Source organism: Paraburkholderia sp. PGU19 (genome assembly GCF_013426915.1).
GTDB lineage: Bacteria > Pseudomonadota > Gammaproteobacteria > Burkholderiales > Burkholderiaceae > Paraburkholderia.
The window spans coordinates 2,582,461-2,603,704 of sequence record NZ_AP023180.1; the positions used below are offsets into that span (position 1 = coordinate 2,582,461).

General features: G+C 61.4%; 17 protein-coding genes. 12 read left to right on the forward strand and 5 right to left on the reverse strand.

The annotated features are described in order from the left end of the window. Window positions 1-834: 834 nt before the first annotated feature. Complete coding sequence (locus H1204_RS29270; RefSeq protein WP_054933630.1) at window positions 835-1,059, reverse strand: hypothetical protein; 225 nt, start codon at window positions 1,057-1,059, stop codon at window positions 835-837. A gap of 276 nt (window positions 1,060-1,335) precedes the next feature. After that, a complete protein-coding gene (locus H1204_RS29275) occupies window positions 1,336-1,557 on the reverse strand; it encodes a hypothetical protein (RefSeq protein WP_180731936.1) in 222 nt (73 codons plus the stop codon). A 283-nt stretch (window positions 1,558-1,840) separates the two neighbouring features. On the opposite strand from H1204_RS29275, the gene H1204_RS29280 reads away from it, so the two are divergent. After that, window positions 1,841-3,973: a serine/threonine protein kinase gene (locus H1204_RS29280; RefSeq protein ID WP_180731937.1), complete on the forward strand. Its 2,133-nt coding sequence runs from the start codon at window positions 1,841-1,843 to the stop codon at window positions 3,971-3,973. A 27-nt stretch (window positions 3,974-4,000) separates the two neighbouring features. Here H1204_RS29280 and H1204_RS29285 read toward each other — a convergent pair whose 3' ends face one another. After that, window positions 4,001-5,911: an SUMF1/EgtB/PvdO family nonheme iron enzyme gene (locus tag H1204_RS29285; protein ID WP_180731938.1), complete on the reverse strand. Its 1,911-nt coding sequence runs from the start codon at window positions 5,909-5,911 to the stop codon at window positions 4,001-4,003. A gap of 249 nt (window positions 5,912-6,160) precedes the next feature. Between H1204_RS29285 and H1204_RS29290 the strand changes: the two genes are divergently transcribed. The 9 genes from H1204_RS29290 (at window position 6,161) to H1204_RS29330 (ending at window position 18,809) form a co-directional block, all read left to right on the forward strand. Further along, window positions 6,161-6,586, forward strand: a complete 426-nt coding sequence (locus H1204_RS29290) for a DUF4399 domain-containing protein (protein WP_007733396.1) — start codon at window positions 6,161-6,163, stop codon at window positions 6,584-6,586. Window positions 6,587-6,654: 68 nt separating this feature from the next. Beyond that, entirely contained in the window at window positions 6,655-7,092 is a 438-nt protein-coding gene (locus tag H1204_RS29295) for a DUF4399 domain-containing protein (protein WP_007581354.1), read from the forward strand. A gap of 292 nt (window positions 7,093-7,384) precedes the next feature. Next, window positions 7,385-7,648 carry a hypothetical protein gene (locus H1204_RS29300; protein WP_180731939.1) on the forward strand — a complete coding sequence of 88 codons (264 nt, stop codon included), beginning with the start codon at window positions 7,385-7,387 and terminating at the stop codon, window positions 7,646-7,648. A gap of 329 nt (window positions 7,649-7,977) precedes the next feature. Further along, window positions 7,978-9,339, forward strand: coding sequence for an efflux transporter outer membrane subunit (locus H1204_RS29305; RefSeq protein ID WP_243468800.1), 1,362 nt, complete (start codon window positions 7,978-7,980; stop codon window positions 9,337-9,339). Window positions 9,340-9,602: 263 nt separating this feature from the next. Next, complete coding sequence (locus H1204_RS29310) at window positions 9,603-12,173, forward strand: FHA domain-containing protein (protein ID WP_180731941.1); 2,571 nt, start codon at window positions 9,603-9,605, stop codon at window positions 12,171-12,173. Next, window positions 12,151-13,524 (forward strand): HlyD family efflux transporter periplasmic adaptor subunit, encoded by a 1,374-nt coding sequence (locus H1204_RS29315; RefSeq protein WP_180733336.1) that lies wholly within the window; start codon window positions 12,151-12,153, stop codon window positions 13,522-13,524. The genes H1204_RS29310 and H1204_RS29315 overlap by 23 nt, the downstream gene beginning before the upstream one ends. A 92-nt stretch (window positions 13,525-13,616) precedes the next feature. Then, complete coding sequence (locus tag H1204_RS29320; RefSeq protein ID WP_180731942.1) at window positions 13,617-14,369, forward strand: peptidylprolyl isomerase; 753 nt, start codon at window positions 13,617-13,619, stop codon at window positions 14,367-14,369. A 34-nt stretch (window positions 14,370-14,403) separates the two neighbouring features. Further along, on the forward strand, window positions 14,404-17,460 hold the full coding sequence (locus H1204_RS29325; protein WP_180731943.1) for a peptidase domain-containing ABC transporter: 3,057 nt from the start codon (window positions 14,404-14,406) through the stop codon (window positions 17,458-17,460). Continuing rightward, complete coding sequence (locus H1204_RS29330) at window positions 17,460-18,809, forward strand: sigma-54 dependent transcriptional regulator (protein WP_180731944.1); 1,350 nt, start codon at window positions 17,460-17,462, stop codon at window positions 18,807-18,809. Before H1204_RS29325 ends, H1204_RS29330 begins: the two co-directional genes overlap by 1 nt. 21 nt (window positions 18,810-18,830) lie before the next feature. On the opposite strand, the gene H1204_RS29335 is transcribed toward H1204_RS29330, so the two are convergent. Both H1204_RS29335 and H1204_RS29340 read right to left on the reverse strand, forming a co-directional pair. Continuing rightward, a complete protein-coding gene (locus H1204_RS29335; RefSeq protein WP_180731945.1) occupies window positions 18,831-19,601 on the reverse strand; it encodes a protein phosphatase 2C domain-containing protein in 771 nt (256 codons plus the stop codon). Between the two features lie 5 nt (window positions 19,602-19,606). Continuing rightward, window positions 19,607-19,891, reverse strand: coding sequence for a hypothetical protein (locus H1204_RS29340; protein WP_180731946.1), 285 nt, complete (start codon window positions 19,889-19,891; stop codon window positions 19,607-19,609). A 452-nt stretch (window positions 19,892-20,343) separates the two neighbouring features. On the opposite strand from H1204_RS29340, the gene H1204_RS29345 reads away from it, so the two are divergent. Both H1204_RS29345 and H1204_RS29350 read left to right on the forward strand, forming a co-directional pair. Then, complete coding sequence (locus H1204_RS29345) at window positions 20,344-20,874, forward strand: lecithin retinol acyltransferase family protein (RefSeq protein ID WP_042315226.1); 531 nt, start codon at window positions 20,344-20,346, stop codon at window positions 20,872-20,874. A gap of 80 nt (window positions 20,875-20,954) precedes the next feature. Next, window positions 20,955-21,197, forward strand: coding sequence for a hypothetical protein (locus H1204_RS29350; protein WP_180731947.1), 243 nt, complete (start codon window positions 20,955-20,957; stop codon window positions 21,195-21,197). Window positions 21,198-21,244: the final 47 nt, after the last annotated feature.

Sequence of the window (21,244 nt, forward strand, 5' to 3'; positions counted from 1 at the left end):
TCGCTGCTACATACGCATAGGGTGTGCCAGTCGCCTGCAGAACTCCGAGGTATCACGGTAACCATATGAAAATAAAAGAGATTCGGTCGTGGAGATTCTCTTGAGAGCACGTTTTCAAGCGACCAGGTGATAAATGAGGTCTGCTGCCAGCGAACAGAAAGCCGCATAGCTGTCGGTTTGAACCGAACAGCACGCGCGGCCATCTGCATGGGTTCTGCGACCGGCACACGGAGGCGACACTCGAGCCGATCAGTTTGGCCGTTCACGAGCACGCCGCGGAGTAGTCAATTGCGGGCACGGGCGGGGATGTTCCGCGACCACACCACCGGATGTCCGTCGGGAAATCGCCCGGCACGCCCGCCCTGAATGCACCGCTCGCTGAGCGAAGAACGTTTTCCGTCGATGTGCCTTCGTCGCGCGGGATGACGCGCCGGGGAAGTGCGTTCGACGGTCAGGAAAAGACCCTATCGCTCAATGAATCGCGCCTACTGGAAGACGCCTGCGACCGCCCGCAATCCCGAGAAGGTGGCGCTTGTCTACACGTCGGGACGGCCAAGGCGTTCGAAATAGAGTGATGCAGTGGCCTCGCACAGAGGGCCGGTCAGCTCAAGGGAATAACTGGCGACGTTCACGCGTATACGACCGGTTGACCATCGGGTGAACGAAAAAGTGTTAGCGAAGGCCTTACCGTCAAGCACGGAAAGTTGGCGGAATAAACCAGGCGGCCGGAGCGCGGCAGACAAGCAGACACACACGCGCCGAGACGTGCCGCAAGCCAGCCGGCAAGCAGCACGTCAAGAGAAGGAAGGGACTGGAATACCTTGAAGGCAAGCGCTATTTGCGCAACAGACTCTGCGGCGGTATGCGTTCGTCGACAGGTTGGCGCGCGGCCGTCGGGAATCCCACGGGATAGTCGACGACGCGCGTCGCCGCCGGCAGCGCCTGCGCGGTGACGCCGAAGAAGCGCCCTCCCGTTCGCGCCCCGCCGACGATCGCGGTCATCGCCGCGCGATCGAGTTGGACGCTTTCGGGGAGATCCTTGATGACGAGCTTGGACATGGCAGTTCCAGTAGAAATGTCGCGTGGCGCCGTCGCGACGGGTGTTCGCTTCGGTCGATGACGGCAACGCGTATGTCTCGAACAACCAGTATAGGTAATTCAGGCCCGATGCGGTGTGCGCTGGCGAGCATTGCGGGAGGAGGCCCGCGATGCTTTGCGGCGGCACATCACAGTCGTCATACCGGCCCAGAGCTTCGGGCTGTCATCGGGAGAGGAGTGTTGCACTGTTGCCCGGGAGCGCGAGACAAATGGCGCTTCCGGTCCCCGTCGACTGTGTTAGTAGACGTTGTTGTTGTCGCTCGCGTTGCTGATGTTCAAGCATTGCTTTACAAGCTGCGGGGCATTGACCGTCTTGCTGTTGTCGAAGTCGAGCTTGATGCTGGGGAAAGGCGACGAAGCCGTCGCGTGCAGGTTGTTGATCATCAGTGGGCGGATGACCGCTCTCCTAAGAGGGAAGCGAAGATCGCTAAAAGGGTGTTTCGGCTTGGGTTCGAGCATCTTGTTTGCCCAGGCCTAACTACGTATGGGCTGTGCCCGCCGTGCAGACGCAGCGGTGAAAAAACGCTCGGGCCTTTACGTACAGGGCTTCGCGCCAAATGGAGTGAGCGACGAGACACTGTCGGGCCGGACCGGGCGGCCAGGAACCACAGATCGCCCGACGTCTCGCGGGCCAATCCTGGTTTGCGAAAGGCATACGTGCGGGCTACTATCGAACGAGCACATGTAATTGGTTACGACAGGGAAATCCTTAGACCTTCGGGAGCTGCAGCGCTTTGAACACATGGCTAGCCTTGCGCACGTGATTCGGGATTTTCAGAGCGGCGCGCTTACGCAGGACGCGTTCGTCGCTCAACTCGACAGCACGCTCACAACGGAAGGCGTCGGTTCGGCTCGTCTGCTCGAAATACTCGGCGAAGCGCACATCAGGAAGCCGCTGCCTCCTGCCCTCTACGCGGAAGTGCGCCGCCGCATCGAACAGATGCCCGTTTCGAACCTTGCCGCGGCGGGCGGCGAGGAAACGCGCATGCAAACGGTGGCCGAGCCCCCACCCGTGCCGCCGCCGCCCGCGCGTAGCAGCGACGCAGGCGCATCCGGACTCGATCAGGTGAAGGGTACGGGCGACACGCTGAACAACCGCTTCGTGCTCGAAGAGTGTCTTGGCGTAGGCGGCATGGGCACCGTCTACAAGGCGCTCGATATGCGCAAGCTCGAAGCGTCGGACCGCAAGCCATATCTCGCGATCAAGGTGCTGAACACGCAGTTCCGCGGCAACCCGAAGTCGCTGATCGCGTTGCAGCGCGAAGCGCGCAAGGCGCAGGTACTCGCGCACCGCAATATCGTCACCGTCTACGATTTCGACCGCGATGGCGCCATCGTCTATCTGACGATGGAGTATCTCTCCGGCAAGCCGCTCAGCCAGATTCTGCGCACGCAGGATTTCAAAGGCATGCCCGTTCAGTCCGCGTTGCCGATCGTGCGCGGCATGTCGAGCGCGCTGGCGTACGCACATGAGCGCGGCTTCGTGCATTGCGACTTCAAGCCCGCCAACGTGTTTCTGACCGATACGGGCGAAGTCAAGGTGATCGACTTCGGCATCGCGCGCGTCTTTCAGCGCCCCGAAGAAGAAAGCGACGCGACCGTGTTCGATCCCGGCAGCCTCGGCGCATTGACGCCCGCCTATGCAAGCCCGGAGATGCTCGAACATCTCGAACCCGATCCACGCGACGACATCTACGCGCTAGGCTGCATCACGTACGAGCTATTGACGGGCCGTCATCCGTTCGACCGTCAGTCGGCCACCCAGGCGCGCGCATCGAACCGGCAACCGCAGCGGCCCGAGAACCTGAGCAACCGTCAATGGCGCGCATTGCGTGCGACGCTCGCCTTCGACCGCAAGTCGCGCACGCCGACTGTGTCGCGCTTCGTCGAAGAGTTCGGCGCGCAGGAGCGCGCGTCGGCGTCGAAGTCGCAAGGGAGCAATATTGATCGCACCGGCATGCTGATGAAGTCGGGTGTTGCGGGACTCGCGCTCGCTTGCGCGGCAGGCGGCGCGCTGTACTTCTATCGTGCTTCGCGGACGCTGGAGCAGGAAAATGCGGCGCTACAGGTGAGCCCGGCGTCCGAGGCGGGCAGCGCGCGGCCTTTGGCCAGCGCCGCCTCGCCCGTTCTGCCCATCACGCCTGCTACTCCGTCGGCGCCTGCCGTTGCCTCCGCGCCGTCAGCGCCCGTCACGCCGGCCCCGCCGACGCTCGCCGCCGTCACCTCGGCGCTCGCGACGTTGCCGTGCTCGGCGATTGCCGCTTCGATTCAGGATCGCGCGGTACAGGTGCGCGGATTCGTGCCGCAACACGGCGAGGCGCAGGTCAACGAGCGACTTTCAACATTGCCTGGCGTGGCGTCGACCAAGGTCGACGTGCAGCACGTGAGCAGCGACAAATGTGAGGTGCTGAAGGAACTCGGTTCTTACTGGACGCGCAACTGGCAGGCGGGGCATATCGCGTCGCTGACGGCGCGCATGCCGAACGGGGTGCTGACGGAAGGCGATCCTCTCGTCGTCGACGTGCGGACGCCCGGCTACGACTCCTATGTGAACATCGACTACTACGTGCTCGACGGCAGCGTCGTGCACATGGTCCCGGGGCCGCGTGCGAAAGATAACCAGGCGCCCGCGCACTACTCGGCGACCATCGGCAGCGGCGGCGACTGGGTCGTCTCGAAGCCGTTCGGTCAGGAGCTGGTCGTTCTGCTGATCACGCCCGCGCCGCTCTTCGATACACCGCGGCCCGAAAGCGAATCGCGCGCAGACTATCTGCGCGCGCTCGATACGCGGCTCAAGCAGCTTGCCGCGAAATATGGGCAAGACCATATCGTCGCGGACTTCGCTCAGATCACGAGCAAGGCGCGCGCGCATTGAAGCGCGCGCGCTTTGCTGCATGTCAGATCACTTGAGTTCCTTCACCACGCGAAAGCCATCTTGCGACTGGCGCACGCTCTGGCTGTACTTGAAGCGCGTCGAACTCAGCATGTAGTCGTTGCCTTCGCGCCATGAGCCGCCGCGAATCACGCGCGTGTTGCAGGTGGGTGAATCCCACGTGCGTCCGTCGTTCGGCGCGCCCTGGTACGAGTTATGCCAGCAGTCGCTGACCCACTCCCAGACGCCGCCGTTCATGTCGTACAAGCCGTTCGGGTTCGCCGCGAACGCGCCGACGGGCTCGGGCGCTTCCTTGTGATACGGATCGCCGCAGTCCTTGCAGTTCGCCATGCCTTTGCGCATCTGTTCGCCCCACCAGTATTTCGTTGTGGTGCCCGCGCGGTCCGCGTATTCCCATTCGGCTTCAGTAGGCAGTCGGTACGCTTTGCCTGTGACCTTGCTCAGCCACTTCACGTACGCCTGAGCATCGTCCCAACTCAGATCGCGTGCGGGCGCGTTCTTTACGGAATTGCTTTCGGGCGACAGCTTCGGGCATCCGTTGACGTCGGCGCATGCGTTCCATTGCTCGACCGTCACCTCGTATTTACCGATCGCGAATGGCGCTGAAATGGTCACGTGATGCGGCGGCTTTTCGGACGGGTCGAAATTGCTGCCCATCGTGAACGAGCCTGCGGGCAGTGAAATCATCACGGGGCATGCCGCGCAGTCCTTGCTCTCGCTGCCTGTCGCGACATGCACGGGTGCGGGCGTGGGGGCAGGTGATGGTGCAGGCGTTGCGGCTGCTTTCGGCGCGGGCGCAGGTGCAGGCGCAGGTTGCGGCGCAGGCGCGGCAGCGGCGGCAGGACGCGACGGCGCTGCTGGTGGCGCTGCATGCGTGCCGGCGGGCGGCGCTGTCTGCCCGGAAGCCTTGAGCCTGTCGATCCGAGCCTTCGCGAGCGTCGCAAAGCGGCCATTCGGATACGCCTTCAGATAGGCCTCGTAATCGCTCGCGTAATTGCTGTCCTTGATCGATTCCCAGAACGTCAGCTCGTATTGCTCGTTGCTATCCTTCGGCAGAATGCCGCGGCTATTCAATGCGACGACTACGTTCGGCTCATCTTCCACCTGTTCCGATGCATGACGTGAAGCGAAAAGTCGCACCGGCTCCGTCAACGACGACAAGTGCCACGGCCTTTGCGCGCCATGCGTTGCGCCCGCGACCTGTCGTGCCACACGAGCGAACATCGTATCGACGGGCGCATCGGGCGCGCGGTGCATCTCGCGTAGCCACGCGCCCGTGAAGATGCCATGACGGGTGCCGTCGGCGGCTTGCGCGCCTTGCGTCGTCGCGTAGGCAATCATTGTTTGCGGGGGCAACGGCATCGCGAGACGGGCCGCCTCGAACGGTTGCGTGAGGCATGCATCCAGCACGACGAGGTTGAGCGCGTTCTTGCGCGGCGCCGCGAGCGTGTCGAGCACGTTCGACAGATCGATGCTCGCCGTCATCAAGGAAGCAGGCGCACGCGGATCGGCACCGGCGGAAGCGAGCAGCGTGGTGCGTCCCGCCTGCAGGCCGTGCCCAGCGAAATAGAACAGCGCTGTGCCGCCAGGCTGCAGGCGTCGGCCGAAATCGGCAAGCGCATCGCGCATCTGCGGCGCGGTCGCATCGGTGCGCAGGACGACATCGAAGCCTTGCGCGCGCAACAACCCTGCGACGCTCTGTGCATCGCGCGCGGCGTTCGGCAGCGAGCCGGCCGGATAGCTGGCGTTGCCGATCACGAGCGCGACCTTGCGGTTGGCCGTTTCGACGGGAAGCGCAAAGAGACTATTCGCGGCGGCTTGAGAAGTGGCATCGCTCGCGCCGCCCGGCATCGGTTGAGCGTCGGCTTCTCGCATCTGGAGTGCCCCGATCATGCATACCAGCAGGAGTTTTCGCCACATTTTCAGATCCTGGTTGTTCTGGAAGTTCTAATAGAACCTCGTCATCGGACGAACCGGCCCGAGCAGGACAGTCGCCGCTCGCCATGCCGCCCGATACCCACGTAACGTATTTACCTGGACCACCCTTACAAACGATAGCACGCAGTTAGAACGTCAGAACGTTAACGAGCGTGGCGTTTCTTTTTAACAAGTTACGTCCTAAGCTAAAACGGAAGCAAGCAGCACTGACCCTCCCTGGGAGAATGCGCAATGCAAAGAAGAATAAGGCTCGCGGCTATTGGCGCGCTCTTTCTGGCTTCCGCGCAGGTGTTCGCTGGACCGACGCCTGCGCCGCCCGGCGCCGAGGTCTACATCATCTGGCCGGCGGACGGCACCGTGATCACAGGCGGCAAGCTCTGGGTGCGAATGGGCTTGCGCAACATGGGCGTCTGCCCTAAAGGCGTCAATGTTCCGAACACAGGGCATCACCATCTGCTGATCGACACGGACCTGCCGTCGATGGATCAGGAAATTCCCTCTGACCGGAATCACCTGCATTTTGGCGCAGGCGAAACGGATGCGCGCATCGAGCTGCCGCCCGGCAAGCACACGCTGCAACTGCTGCTCGGCGACTACAACCACGTGCCGCACAATCCGCCCGTCTATTCGAAGAAGATCACCATCATCGTGAAGTGAGCACGCGCGAGCGTTGCGCCGGCGCAAGGGCGCACCAGACGCACGACGCAAGACGGAGAGCATCAGCCATGATCAGGATCGTTGTTGCCGCTGCGGCACTTGCCGCCCTCACCGCCCTCACTTCGATGAACGTGGCATTCGCCGGGCCGACACCCGCGCCCAAGGATGCCTATGCGTACATCGGTTATCCGAACGACGGACAGGTCGTACCCGCCAACAAGCCGTTTCGCGTGTGGTTCGGCTTGCGCTACATGGGCGTCGCGCCCAAGGGCGTGAAGTATCCGAACACGGGGCATCATCATCTGCTGATCGACACCGACTTGCCTCCAGCGGATCAGGAGATTCCTTCCGACCGCCAGCACCTGCATTTCGGCGCGGGCGAAACGGAAACGATGGTCACCTTGCCGCCCGGCAAGCACACGCTCCAGTTGCTGATGGGCGACGAGAATCATATTCCGCACAATCCGCCCGTCTACTCGAAGAAGATCACGGTGATCGCGAAGTGAACGAACGTGTGTGCTCAACTTTCTTCTTCAGTGCTGTCTTTTTCGAACCAACAGTTTTTAGTCGAATGTTGGCCACGCAGCGGCACCCTGGAACGGGATCGACGCGCATCGAATTCGTATGCGCAAAATCGCTCTGATACGTCATCCAATGGCAGCAAGGCTTTGCAGGTTTTTCGCGGCGCGGGCAGTGCAATTGGCACAGCCTATGCGTTGTCAGGCTCGAGCAGACAAGATGCTTGAACCAAACCGAAACACCATGGCGAAGCTTCGCTTCCCTCTTAGGAGAACTGTCATGAGCGCACTGATGATCAAAGACCTGCCCGTTGCCGAAGAACTCGACGGCAAGGCCATGAAGGCCCTTCGCGGCGGCTTCGCTGGCTTTCCGAACTTCCCGGGCATCAATTTCGACTTCAGCAAGCAGATCGGCGACGTGCAGCAGATGATCCAGCAGCAAATGAACATCAGCAACGTGAGCGGCGGCAACGCGTTCGCGTCGGGCCTGAGCACGACGATCACGCCGACGATGCTGGCCAACAACAGCGTCACCATGCGCTAGCCACACGGCGATGCCCGCGGAGGCCGGACCGGCCTCTGCGCTCCGGGAAAATCCCGAAGCTCGCCGCGTAATCTGCTTCACCGCGCATCGTCAAAAAGATCCAGAAGCCAATCGTCCTGTCCACACGACCGCCGCGTCACCGCACGCACTCCACGCCGAACGAAATCCGCCGACATCGATAGAGATGCCGCGCTGGACGTGCTTTACTTGAAAGGCGCGCTCTGCACGTGCAGTACACCCGGGAATGATCGGAGAATATCGTGTCTGCGTTGCCTGATTCGTTCGTCGCCGTCGCTCGCGTCATCTCTGCCGCCGCTGTTTGCACAGCCATGCTGGCCGGTTGCGTCGATGTTCACATGGCCGACTACAAGCGCCCCGATACGCCCGCCAAGGCGTCGTGGTCCGACAAGACGGGTACGCTCGTTTCACCCGCCGACACCATCGTGCCCGACTGGTGGAAAGGCTTCCAGGACCCGTATCTGAATACGCTGATCGCCAAAGCAATCGAAGGCAACTTCGACATCAAGGTGCTCGCCGCACGCATCGACGTAGCGGGCGCGCAGATCGGTGAAGCGAAGGCGGGTGCATTGCCGACGGCCGATCTCGGCGCAGGTGCGAATTTCCAGAAGACCACAGGGCAACCGTTCACGCGGCAGTACAACGTAGCCGCCCAGGTGAACTGGGACATCGACATCTGGGGCAAGGTCGAAAAGGGCGTGCAGGCGCAAAAGGCCGAGTTCCGCGCGACGGAAGCCGACTGGCGCGCGGGTTATCTTGAACTCGTGTCGAACGTGGCGACCACGTATTTCCAGATTCTCCAGTTCGACGATCAGATCGACGCGCAACAGAAGATGGTCGACGAAAACAAGACGATTCTCTCGATCTTCGAAGGCATGAGCCGCAATGGCCTCGTTCCAAAGACGCAGGTGATGCGTCAACAGGCAGAGGTCAATCGTCTAACCAAGGATCTGCTCGATCTGCGCCGTTCACGGAGCATTGCGAACAACGCGCTGTGCACGCTGATCGGTGTGCCGGCCGGTGAATTCACCGTGCCCGTCGGCCATCTGCAGCAGCGCGTGCAACAGCCGCCCGTGCCGGGCGGGCTGCCTTCGCAACTGCTGTCGCGCCGGCCTGATATCGTCGCATCGGAATTGCGCGTGCTCGAAGCGTATAACCTGGTCGGCGAAGCCAAGCTGGCGCAATTGCCGACCATCAGCCTGACGGGACATGGCGGCACCGCGAGCTTCGCGCTGTCCGATCTTTTGAAGTCGTTCACGTTCGGCTTCATGCCGAGCATCAACATTCCGCTACTCGATCCTGGCGTGCGCGCGCACGTCAAGACCACCGAGGCGCAAACCACCGTCGCCGAGCAGCAGTACCGGCAAACCGTGATGGGCGCATTCGAGGAAGTGGAGAACGCACTCGTCAATCTGGATTCGCACAAGCAGCAGCGCGTCGAATTGCAACAGGAAGTGGAGCGTCTGAGCGTCGTCAACGTGCAGATGCAGTCGCAATTGCGCGAAGGCGTGGTGTCACAACTGGACGTGTTCGAAACGGACCGCACGCTGCTGCAGGCGCAACTCGATCTGCTGACGAATCACCAGCAAATACTGTCCGACACGGTACTGCTTTACAAGGCGCTCGGCGGCGGCTGGCCGGCTGTCGACGTGCAGACACAAGTCAAGCAATGAGCTGAAGCAATGAAGCGCTAGTGCTGCGTGCGCGACGCGGGCGAATAGAGGAATAGCTGGCACGGTTCTTAAAACGACGTCTGTGAAAATCGTTGCCTGAATATAGACCGCATTAGCCGTACCCATAATTGACTAACACCATGCGTGACTTAAAATTCCTGATTAGCCGCTCATACGGTCAGCATGACGGCTGCGTCGAATATGCTTTAATCGCCGCGTCTGTCGAACGCTCCGTTCGTGTCCACGCTTAGTGATGCAAAGAGATGAATCCCGGCGAAGCTCCGATTGCTGAGATGCGGGCGGCTCTGGACAAGGAGTTCGACGTCCTGCTGCTGCCCGTCTCGCATCCTTCTCTAGGCCCCATTCGCATCGTCGACGATCTGTTTGCGATCGGCCGCAGCGAGGCGCCGTTCGTCGACTATCCGCGCGATCGGGTCATCAGGCTTTCGCGGCGTCATGCGCGCATCTTTAGCGAGCATGGTGCGGTGTATGTGGCGGATCTCGACAGCAAGAACGGCACGACCGTCAACGGCGTTGCCGTGCGGATGACCCCTTCGCGTGTGCGCGCCGGCGACGAACTGTGCTTTGGCGGTGATCTGACGTATCGCGTCGCGATCGAGCCGCGTCCATTCAGTTCGGCATCCGCGCGCGGCGTGCAGCATCTGACTGTCACGCTGCAGCCGGAGCGCCCGGATCTGGGGCTCGAACCCATCGACCTCATTGCGTTTCCGTTTCTCGTCAGCAAGACGGACGAACTGTTCTCGCGCTACAAGGACCGTTATCCGCATCAGGTCAATTACATTTCGCGGCGCCACGCTCATATCTTCATGAAGGGCGGCGAACCCTGGATTGAAGATCTCGGCAGCACGAACGGCACATTCCTCAATCGCAAGCGTCTCGGCGAATCGGCTGTCGCATTGCAAAACGGCGATGTCGTTGGATTCGGCGGCGATCATTTCGTCTATCAGGTAGCGCTGCAAAAGTCATTCGAAGTCGAGCCTACCGTGACTCAGATGGTGCCGCCTGCCGCCGCGCTGGGTGTTCCCGCAGCGGCTGCGCCCGCGGCAACGACGCCCGCGGCTGCTGCGCCCGTGGCGGCAATGCCTGCGGAAGATCCCGACAAGACTACCTTTGTCGGCGCGGCGCATTCGTTTCTCGACATCTTCTGCGTCGACCGCGCATTGCAGCGCGAAGACGAGGTGAATGAAAACGCTCCGCCCTTGACGCCGGACGAAGGGACGGAAGCCCAATCACGCCGTCCGCGCCGCCGCTGGCAACTGTTGATGCGCGAACTGACGCGCACCTTCGCGGCCGGCGACGGCACGACGATGCGGCGTATCGGCTGGGGCGGTCTGGTGGTGCTGGTTGTCGTTGTGGGACTGGCCGTCACGCTGTACATGCGGGGCGCGGCGGAGCGCGATATCAAGAGCCTGCTTGCGGCGGGAGAATACGAAGCGGCGGCGGAAGTTGGCACGTCGTCCTTGCAGCGTCACCCCGCGAGCGATGCGATCCGCTCGCTTGCAAGTGAAGCGCTGATGAAAGCGCGTGTGCCCGGCTGGCTGTCGGCGTTGCAGGTGAAACAGTTCGATCGTGCCGATGCATTGATCGAAGGCATGCGCGCGACGAGCCAGAACAATCCCGATGCGCTCGCGCTGGTCAATCAGTTGAAATGGGTTGGAGATCTGGAGCGTTTTGTCGTCGGCCGGGGCGGCCCCGATGCGCCGATTCGCATCTATAGCGACGAAAGCCATATCGGCAATCTGCTCAAGCGTTGGGAAGACGACGCAAAAGGGCATCAGCGGATTCTGGACCGCATTGCGTCGTACGTGCCTGAATTCACTGAGCCGTATGCGCTCGCGATGAGCCATCTGCGCAGGCTGCAAAGTGACGACTCCGTGTACCTCGCGGCGATCGACCGGCTCAATTCGACCGTCGCGACGGAGCTGGGACGCGACAAGCCAGATGCGCTGCCCGCCGTGCTGGACGATTACGCGCAACGCTATCCGCGGCTCGCCGGGCTGGATACCTTGCGTAGCGACTTGCGGCAGTACACGGACATCTTCAACGAAATGACGGCAAGGCGCCTCGTCCCGCTGCTCGCATTGATGAAAAAGGCGAGCTTCAGGACGCCGCCGTTCAAGTCGCAGTACGCGCAATTGAGCGCGAGCCGTCTGCCTTCCGCGGAAGTCGTGGCGAAGCACGACGCGGCAAGCGCCGCCTGGCAAAGCGGCGACAGCCAGCAGGCGCTGGCCGGCTTGCAGGCGATGCCCGCTGGCCCGTGGTCCGATGTGATCACAGCGGAGTTCGCGCACAAGAAGGCGTTGCTCGACCAGTTCGCCGATCTGCAGAAAAGCCGTGGTTCGGGAGATCGCAACGACAAGCTGCTGTCGTTTTACGCCAGTCTCGATCCCGTAGAAGACGTGTACTTCGTGCGGGCCGTTCAGGGCGACGTCAACGCGCTGCGCGACACGGCACTGGCGCGCGCGCAAGATCAGATCGATCGCGCGCAGGGATTGTGGCGGCAGTATCGCGCGAATGGTTCGATCGGCGGCACGCAGCGGCTGGAATCCGGCATCTCGGGCGGCTTCCGCAGTCAGGCGCTGCTGTTGTCGGGCGCGAATACGGCGGCACAACAGGGCATGCGCGTTTATACGCAACTGAAGGCGCCGCATCCGGCAGGCTCGGACCAGTTGCTCGAAGATATCGAAGCGGAAACGCAATTGCAGCGCCGCTCGCTGCAGGAATTGCGCATGGTGCTCGAACCCGGCTTGCTGAAATCGAAGCTTGCGTTGATTGGAGGCAGTGACGAAAGTGAAGCGCGACAATCACCCTAAGCCGCTTTACGAAGCGCTCGAAGATCACAGCGCCGAAGGCGTTGCGATTCTCACATCGGAACCCGTGCGGATCGCGCAGGCGCTCGTGCTGACCATGGTCGCGCTCGTTGTCGCCGGCTTGATGTGGTCGTTCTTCGGGCGCGCTGACGTGATCGTCACGGCGCAAGGCACGCTCGCGCCGGAATCGGATGTGCGGCGCATTTATGCACCGATCGACGGCGAACTCACCGACCTCTATATCGCCGAAGGCCAACCCGTATCGAAGGGCGACGTGCTCGCGCGGCTCAATGCGCGCGGCGCAATCGAAGCGGCGACCAACGCCCTGCAGGCACAGTTGAAACTCGACGACGCCGAGCGCGAATGGAAAGAATTTCCGCAGAAGAAGGAATTGATGGAGCGCAAGGCGGCCGCGCTGAAAGATCAGCTCGAAGTGGAAGAGCGTCTGCACGAGAACCGCATTTCGGAAGGCACGAGCAAGCTTGCGGAAGGCCAGAAGGCGCAACTCGAAGAAGCGCGCAGCACGCTCGACAATGCACGCCGTGCTCGCGATGCGGCGCGCCAGGAAGCGGACAAGTACGCGCGCCTGTTCGCGCAGCCGGGTGGCGGCGGCGTCGCCGAGTTGCAGGTGGAAGCGAAGCGCAACACCTCGCTGGAAGCGGAAAATGCGTACCGTGTCGCGCAATCGCGGCTCGCCGAACTCGATTTCAAACTGAGTCACGAATACGCGGAAGCCAACGCGCAACTCGAAACGAGCGGCCAGCAGTCGACGAACCTGCAGATTCAATACGACGATCTGATCCGCGACATCACCAGCACCGAAGAGAAGCTGCGCCTGCAATTGCAGACGGCGCGCCTCGTCGCCGACGCGGCTGCGCGCATCCGCTTCGAGAACATCGACAAGGACAACTTTTTGCTGATACTCGCGCCGACTTCTGGCGTGATTACCGACGTGACGTCGACGCAAACGGGCGACAAGATCCAGGCGAATGCGCCGCTCGGCGGCATCGCGCCGAAGGACGCGCGCCCCGTGCTGAAGATCGAGATCGCCGAGCGCGACCGCGCGTTCCTGCACGAAGGCATGGCCGTCAAGATGAAATTCAATGCGTTCCCGTATCAGCGTTATGGGCTGATCAACGGCACGCTCGCGTACATCTCGCCGGCAACCAAGCCGTCGGCGCAGGACAAGCAGCCTGTCTACGAAGGCCGCGTGCAACTCGACAGGAATTATTACCAGATCGCGGAAAACCGCTATCCGCTTCGGTACGGCATGACGGCAAGCGCCGAAATCGTCGTACGCGAGCGGCGGCTGATCGATCTTGGTCTGGACCCGTTCAGGCAACTGGCCGGATAGCTTCAAAAGAACTCATTGCAACGCAAGCGTAGCCGAAAGTACAACCGCCAGCCCGCCCGTTTGTTCGGGCCGTCACTAGAGGAGCGGACGAGATGACCGCGATCGTACGAATCGATGATGAAGTCGTGGATGTCGGCGAATTCATACGTCTACTGAAACTCACAGGCCAGTTCGAAAGCCTGATCGAACAGATGGTGCGCGACAAGCTGACCGTGCACGCCGCGAAGAAGCACGGCGTGACGGTGAGCGCCGACGAGATACAGGAGCGCGCCGACCAGTTCCGGCGGGTGCGCGGGCTGCATCGCGCCGCAGACATGAACCAGTATCTCGACACACTGAAGGTCGGTCTCGACGAGTTCGAGACGTTTATCACCGACAGCCTGTATCAGGAAAAGATGCTCGACAAGGTGGGCAGCGAAGGCGAGATCGAAGAGTACTTTTCGCTGAATTCGCCGAAGTTCGATGCCATCGAGGTCAGCCACATTCTGCTCGACGACGAAGGCAAGGCGAAGGAAATGATCTCGTATCTGCGCGACGATCCCGATGCGTTCGCGGAAATGGCGCGTGAGCATTCGATTGCCGATACGAAAGACTCGGGCGGCGTGATCGGAAAAGTACTGCGCGGGTCGCTGAAGCCCGATATCGAGGCGAAGATCTTCAACGCGGCAGTCGGCGATCTGCTCGGGCCGTTCGCGTCGCTGGACCGCTCGTGCTTCGAGATCTTTGCGGTGACGGCGAAGTATCCGGCACAACTCGACGCGGACGTCGCGTCGGAAATCAAGCGGCTGTTGCGCGAACAGTGGCTGATAACGCGCGCGCAGGAACATATCATCGAAGCGCTCTGATTGACGCGCGCTGCTGACGGGGACCCCAAGCATCATGGATGCACCGCAAACCACGCCTTCCATCGCCGACTTTCTTTCGACGGTCGAGATTCTGTCGCCGTTTACGCGCGAAGAACTCGAACGTCTCGCGGAGCACGTGCAATCGCGCTTCTATTCGTTTGGTGAGACGGTGTGCAACGCGGGCGATCCCGCCGATGGGCTCTGCGTGATCAAGTCCGGCTCGGTGCGCATCTTCACCGAAGAGCATGGCAAAGAGATCAGCATGGGCGTGCGCAAGGCGGGCGAAGTATTCGCCGACATTGCGATGCTGCGCGCGTACGCGCATGAATCGTCGGTACGCTCTTCGGGCAAGACCGAGTTGCTGTTCATTCCGCGCGCCACCACGGAGCCGATCATTGCCGGCAATCAGGCGGCGCTGGCGTTCGTCGCGAGTTATGTGGCAATCAATTCGGCGGGCGGTTTCGTCGCGCAGTTGTTCGATTTGCGCGGCAAGCTGAACAAGCAGGAACTCGAAGAATACGTGCGCAGCGTCGGTGTCAAGAAAGTCAGCGCGGGCAAGGAGATTCTCAAGCAGGACGCGCGCGACGACCGCCGGCTGTATGTCGTGCGGCAAGGCGAAGTGCGCATCGTACGCAATGAGGACGGTACCGACTACACGCTCGCCACGCTGCGTGAAGGCGAAATTTTCGGCGAGAAAGCCTGCCTGATGCGGCAGGAGCAGACGGCATCGGCCATTGCAACGACGGACACGCGGCTGCTCGTGATACCCGAGCGTACGGTGCATTTCATCCTCGAGCGCAATCCGAAATTGCGCGAGGTGCTCGACGATCGCATCAAATACGCCGACCGCGAACTCGACCGGCAAAAACGCATCGAGCAGCGCCGCAAGCGGCCTCTGAGGCTCGACCTGCATACGAAGCCCGAACTCGGCGAGCGCGTGATCCGGCGCTTCGGACTAGTCGAGCAGGCCGAGGAAATGGATTGCGGCGCCGCGTGCCTTGCGATGATCTGCAAGCACTACGGCATTCCGATGACACTCGGCAAGCTGCGCGAACTCGCGAACGTCACGACGCAGGGCGCGACGCTGGACAGTCTGGCGCGCGCGGGTGAGTCGCTCGGCTTCACGGCGCGCGGCGTGCAGTGCACGTTCGACTCGCTGCGCGGCTTCGACCTGCCGTTCATCGTGCACTGGGAAGGCTATCACTACATCATCGTGTACGGCGTGTCGAAAGATCACGTATGGCTCGCCGATCCCGCGCTGGGGTTCCGCAAGCTGAATCTCGAAGACTTCGAGCGCGGCTGGAGCGGCACGTGCCTGCTGTTTGCGCCGGGGCCGAACCTCGTGCAGCTCTCCGCGTCGCGTTCGCCGTGGCTGCGTTTCGTCGGCTATCTGACGCCGTACAAAAAGATTCTCATGTACCTGTTCCTCGCGACCTTCGTGATCCAGGTACTGGGTGTGATTCCGCCATTGATCATTCAGAACATCCTTGACGGCGTCATCGTGCATCAGAACATCAGTCTGCTGCATCTGCTGATACTCGGTCTGATCATTTCGAATGTGTTCTCGCAGTTGATGTCGATGGTGCGCGCGTATTTGTCGAACTTCATGGTGCGCAACATGGACTTCGCAATGATGTCGCAGTTCTTCAGGCACACGATGTCGCTGCCGTTCTCGTTCTTCGCCAAGCGCAAGACAGGCGACATTTTTGCGCGCTTCCAGGAGAACCAGACGATCCGCGCGTTCCTCACCGAATCGACGGTGACGACGGCACTCAATCTGCTGATGGTGTTCATCTACTTCGCGATCATGTTCTTCTATAACGCGAAGATGACATTCGTACTGATCGCTTTCGTCATTCCCATCATGGCGCTCACGCTGATCGCTACGCCGAAGATCAAGAACTATGCGCGCGAATCGTTTGCGGCCGGGACAGATTCGAAATCGTTCCTGATGGAAGCGTTGTCCGGTGTCGAAACGGTGAAGGGCATGGGCATCGAGCGGCCCGTGCGCCTGCGCTGGGAAAAGAAATACGCCAAGGCACTCGAAGTCCAATACCGCGCACATGCATTCAATATCGTGATCGGCTTTATCAGCCAGTTGCTGAATGCCGCGACGACGATCGCGATTCTCTGGGTCGGTGCAAATCTCGTGCTCGCCCGCGAAATGACGATCGGACAGCTGATCGCGTTCAACGCGTTCATGGGTAGCGTGCTGACGCCGTTGATGGGACTCGTCGGCTTGTGGAGCATGCTCAACGACGCGGGCGTGGCGATGGAACGTCTGGGCGACGTGCTCGATATCGAACCGGAGCAGAAGCCCCAGGACCTGCCGTCGCGCGTGATGCTGCCCGACCTGCAAGGCGCGATCAGCCTGAACGGCGTGTACTTCCGCTATGGCGAGGACGAGAGCGCCTATGTGCTGGAGAACATCAGCTTCGACATCAAACCGGGCGAGCTGGTGGCGATTGTCGGACGCAGCGGTTCGGGCAAGACCACGCTCGCGAAGCTGCTGGTCGGCTTTTATGCGCCGAGCGACGGCAAGATGACCGTTGACGGTTACGACATGAACGTGATCGACAAGGCATTCTTCCGCGCGCAGATCGGTTATGTGATGCAATCGAATCTCCTGTTTTCCGGCACGATCGCGGAGAACATCGCGAGCGGCGACGATACGCCGGATCGCCGCCGTATCGAAGAAGTGGCCAGGATGGCCGACGCGCACGCGTTCATCGCCAAGCTGCCGCTCGGCTACGAACAGGTGGTCGGCGAGCGCGGCATCGGGTTGTCGGGCGGGCAGATTCAGCGGCTGTGCATTGCCCGCGCGCTGTATCACGATCCGCGCCTGCTCGTATTCGACGAGGCGACTTCCGCACTCGATACGCAATCGGAGAGCAATATTCTCGGCAACATGCAGGAAATCCTCAAGGGACGCACGGCCGTCATCATCGCGCACCGGCTGAGTACGATCATGCGCGCCGACAAGATTCTCGTGCTCTATGAAGGCGCGATCGTCGAGCAGGGGCGTCACGAGGAACTGGTCAACCGGAAGGGCATGTACTACCAGCTCGTCCAGAAACAGTTGAGCGCCTGATGAAAATACTTGACCAGCAACCTGACGAAGCCGGCTCCGCCATCTCTTACGCGGGGTTGATCGAGAAGATCGAAATCCTGCGCTCGACGCTGCGCTGGTCGTCGCGGCTCGAACGCGCGGATATCGAAAAACTCCTGAAACAGGCAAGTTCATTGCGCGACGAAGTGATGCAGATGTCGCACAAGGAGCGCTTCGTGCAGGCGGCCGTGGTCGAGCCGATGCGCGGCGACCTGTCGCGCGGCGCGCGGCGGCAGGCGTTGCTCGCGCGAAGCTTCATTTTCGAGGGCACCTTCGGCGATAACCCGAAACTGCTGGAATCGCTCGAAATCGCGGAGAAAGCGGCGCCGACCGATCTGCCCGTTCTGATCGACGGCGAAAGCGGCACGGGCAAGGAGCTGATGGCGAAGGTCATCCATGCGAACGGCAGCCGCTCGGACAAGCCGTTCATCTCCGTGAACTGCGGTGCGATCCCCGACAACCTGCTGGAGTCGGAACTGTTCGGTCACAGAAAAGGCGCCTTCACGGGCGCGACAAATGACCGTAAAGGCAAATTCGAAAGCGCCCATACGGGGACGATCTTTCTCGATGAAATCGGCGAATTGCCTTTGACGGGGCAGGTAAAACTGCTGCGCGTGCTGGAGGCGCATGAAATACAGCGTGTGGGTTCGGACGAGCCGATCGGCGTCGATACGCGGATCGTCGCCGCGACCAACCGCAACCTGCGCAAGCTGAGCGAGCAGGGCACGTTCCGTGAAGATCTCTTTTACCGGCTGAGCGTCATTCACGTGACCTTACCGCCGCTGCGCGAAAGGCGCGATGAAATTCCGCTTCTGATCCAGTACTTCGGCGACGAGGCGGCGGGCGCGCTCAAGCGCCGTCCCGTGAGAATCACCCCTAAATTGCGGGACTTTCTGCTGACGTATGCGTATCCGGGCAATATCCGCGAATTGCGCAACGTGATGTACCGCATCTCATGCCTGGCGGGCGACATCGCGGATGTAGATCATTTGCCGGTGGATATGCGGCCCACGGCACCCGTTTCGACGTCGATATTCGGCGTGGCGAACGAGGCCGCGAACGGCACGACGAGCGTGACCAATCTGTTGTCGCTCAGCGATGCGAAGCGCGCCGCCAGCGACGAAGCCGAAAAGGCGTTCTTGCAACGCGGCTTGCAGGAAGTGGGCGGCACGGTCGCCGAACTGGCGCGCCGCGTCGACATGAACCGGTCGCATCTTCAGATGTTGCTGAAGAAGCACGGACTGCATTCGAAGGACTTTCGCCGTGCACATGCGCAAGCGAATGCGCGCAAGGACGATACGGAAGAGGACGACGAAGCCGAGATGCATTGAAGCAAGGGCTACGGGATTTTGTCAGGGCGACGGGTTCAACAAGGTCTTGTCGGTTGCTTGCGGGTCCTCTGCCTGCACGACCACCGCCGTGATGTTGTCGCGGCCGCCGCGCGAGAGCGCGATATCGACGAGTTCATCGGGCGCATGCAGACAATCCACGCTCGCGAGCGTCTGCTGGATTTCTTCGTCGGTCAGTTCATTGCTGAGGCCGTCGCTGCACAACAGGAACACGTCGCCGTCCGCGACTTCAATTGCGTCTTCGTCGAGTTCGAGTTGATCCGTTGCACCGACCGCACGCGTGATGATGTTGTGCGCGGGATGATGGCGGGCCTCTTCTTCCGTCAGATAACCGGACTGCCGAAGCGCTTCCACCTGGCTGTGGTCACGCGTCAACTGTCGCAATTGCCCTTGCCGCAGCAGATAAATGCGGCTGTCGCCCGCCCATAGATAGCCGCAGAAACGGTCGCACGCAAGCAGCACGACGACGGTCGTGCCGATGCGCTGCACCTGCCTGCGGCTCGCTTCGTCGCGCAACTGGCGGTTCGCATCCTGCAGACGCGTGCGCGCCTCGGCGATGCAATGCTTGATACCCGCCTGTTCCGGCAACTGGCCGAGCGTTTCGACCACGAGCTGGCTCGCGAGATCGCCGACGTCGTGCCCGCCCATGCCGTCGGCCACGGCCCAGCGGCCGCGCTGCGGTTGATCGAGACAGGCGTCCTCATTGATCTCGCGCACCCGGCCCGTGTCGGTGCGCGCCGCCGACGCCCACCGGAATTGACTGGTACAGGCCACGGCATCTAAGCCCGGTTCGTACTGCGCGCGTCAGGAGAAACGTTGATGTTCGAGTTGTTGCCCGTGTTGTTCACATCGACCGTCTGGAACTGATTGATCATCTGGTTAGCATAGAAGTTGTTCGTGACGTCGTACAGGTTTACGACGGGGCCGACGCTCGGTGTGTCGTGCACATACGGCGTGATCCAGCCGAATACCCACGGTGCACCGCCGCCGCCGCTGATCGCGGACATCGCCTTGCGATCGAGAGCGAGGTTGTGCGAAAGATCGCTGATGGTGATGGAAGCCATGGCGTGTCTCCAGAATGGCCGCCTGTCTCGCGCGGCCGGAAGTCAATGGAAGTTGCGACATGACGTGCAAGGGCTGTGCCAATGTTCGGCGGATCGGTGCGCTTTTTCCTGCGTCCTTGCTGGGCGCGGGATAGAGCGGATACGCGCGTGCGTGCGTCGCGCGCGAGCGCGTTGGGACGTTGGCGGTGGTCCAACAGCGGGCCGCAGCGAGAGACGGGCCAACCAACACATTTTCGCCGCGTGATGCACCGGCGCGCGGAGTGAAAAGTGATGGTGTTCGTGCAACACAATGGCCTGAAATTCTGTTGGGTGTGTCCCTACACAGGCTCCCGAAAAGTGCTTCGTCTATGTGAAATATCGCTATAAATCAATGGCTTATATAGCCTGGTCCGAATGATGCGAAAGAGCCAGCAACAGTGTTGGCCCTTTGAATCGGATACCAGAGCAAAGCCATGAACCGCAACCTCCAACAATCTCGCAATGAACAAGGTGCAAACCGTGCGGCTGCTTACGCATCGGCGGATGTGGTGCTCGACGGTTCCAGCGACGAACCCGCCCTCGGTGCCCATCTGATCACCCAACGCCGCGGCTACGAACATCACGGCATTTACGTCGGTGGCGGCAAGGTCATTCACTACGCAGGTTTCGCGAAGTCCGCGCATCGCGGCCCCGTCGAAGAAGTGGCGCTCGAAGCCTTCGCCGACGGTCATGCCGTCGCCGTGCGCCCGCATCCGTTCCCGAAGTACACCGCCGAACAAACCGTGCTGCGCGCCCGTTCGCGCCTCGGCGAAAACCACTATCGCCTGCTGACGAACAACTGCGAGCACTTCTGCGCGTGGTGCCTGCTCGGCGAAAGCCGCAGCGAACAGGTCCATGCATGCCTTACGCATCCGCGCACCGGCATGCACGCGCTGCTGTGCCTCGCCAGCGCTTTTGTCGGTAACCGGATGAAAATCGGCCGCTCCGTTGTTAACGCAGTATGAGCGTCGCAATTGAACAGCGACGATTGAAGTTCGAAACGTTTAGTGCCGTAAAAGCAGTCAGCAAAGCGAAGGAGACCATCATGAGCCCGACCGGAAAAACACTGCACTGGGCCGTCGACAAATGGCTTGCACCGACACCCGCGATGCCCGCGCGCGTGGTGCGCTTCTGCCGCACCCAGATGCATCGCCGCTGCGTGTGCGTCGAGGCGGCGCGCCCCAACGGGCTGCTGTCGATCTTCTTTTTCCGTCACGACGATGGGTCGTGGAATGTGTTTCCGCCCGCCAAAACAGGGCCGGCGATGTCTGCGTGGAGGACTGCGTGATGAAAAACGGCAACCCGGCGTCCAGCGCCCGCGGCAAGCGTATCGAA

Excerpts from the sequence above, each read along its gene's own strand:
- H1204_RS29270 (WP_054933630.1), bottom strand. The coding sequence starts at position 1,059 with ATGTCCAAGCTCGTCATCAAGGATCTCCCCGAAAGCGTCCAACTCGAT.
- H1204_RS29275 (WP_180731936.1), bottom strand. The coding sequence starts at position 1,557 with ATGCTCGAACCCAAGCCGAAACACCCTTTTAGCGATCTTCGCTTCCCT.
- H1204_RS29280 (WP_180731937.1), top strand. The coding sequence starts at position 1,841 with ATGGCTAGCCTTGCGCACGTGATTCGGGATTTTCAGAGCGGCGCGCTT.
- H1204_RS29285 (WP_180731938.1), bottom strand. The coding sequence starts at position 5,911 with ATGTGGCGAAAACTCCTGCTGGTATGCATGATCGGGGCACTCCAGATG.
- H1204_RS29290 (WP_007733396.1), top strand. The coding sequence starts at position 6,161 with ATGCAAAGAAGAATAAGGCTCGCGGCTATTGGCGCGCTCTTTCTGGCT.
- H1204_RS29295 (WP_007581354.1), top strand. The coding sequence starts at position 6,655 with ATGATCAGGATCGTTGTTGCCGCTGCGGCACTTGCCGCCCTCACCGCC.
- H1204_RS29300 (WP_180731939.1), top strand. The coding sequence starts at position 7,385 with ATGAGCGCACTGATGATCAAAGACCTGCCCGTTGCCGAAGAACTCGAC.
- H1204_RS29305 (WP_243468800.1), top strand. The coding sequence starts at position 7,978 with ATGCTGGCCGGTTGCGTCGATGTTCACATGGCCGACTACAAGCGCCCC.
- H1204_RS29310 (WP_180731941.1), top strand. The coding sequence starts at position 9,603 with ATGAATCCCGGCGAAGCTCCGATTGCTGAGATGCGGGCGGCTCTGGAC.
- H1204_RS29320 (WP_180731942.1), top strand. The coding sequence starts at position 13,617 with ATGACCGCGATCGTACGAATCGATGATGAAGTCGTGGATGTCGGCGAA.
- H1204_RS29325 (WP_180731943.1), top strand. The coding sequence starts at position 14,404 with ATGGATGCACCGCAAACCACGCCTTCCATCGCCGACTTTCTTTCGACG.
- H1204_RS29330 (WP_180731944.1), top strand. The coding sequence starts at position 17,460 with ATGAAAATACTTGACCAGCAACCTGACGAAGCCGGCTCCGCCATCTCT.
- H1204_RS29340 (WP_180731946.1), bottom strand. The coding sequence starts at position 19,891 with ATGGCTTCCATCACCATCAGCGATCTTTCGCACAACCTCGCTCTCGAT.
- H1204_RS29345 (WP_042315226.1), top strand. The coding sequence starts at position 20,344 with ATGAACCGCAACCTCCAACAATCTCGCAATGAACAAGGTGCAAACCGT.
- H1204_RS29350 (WP_180731947.1), top strand. The coding sequence starts at position 20,955 with ATGAGCCCGACCGGAAAAACACTGCACTGGGCCGTCGACAAATGGCTT.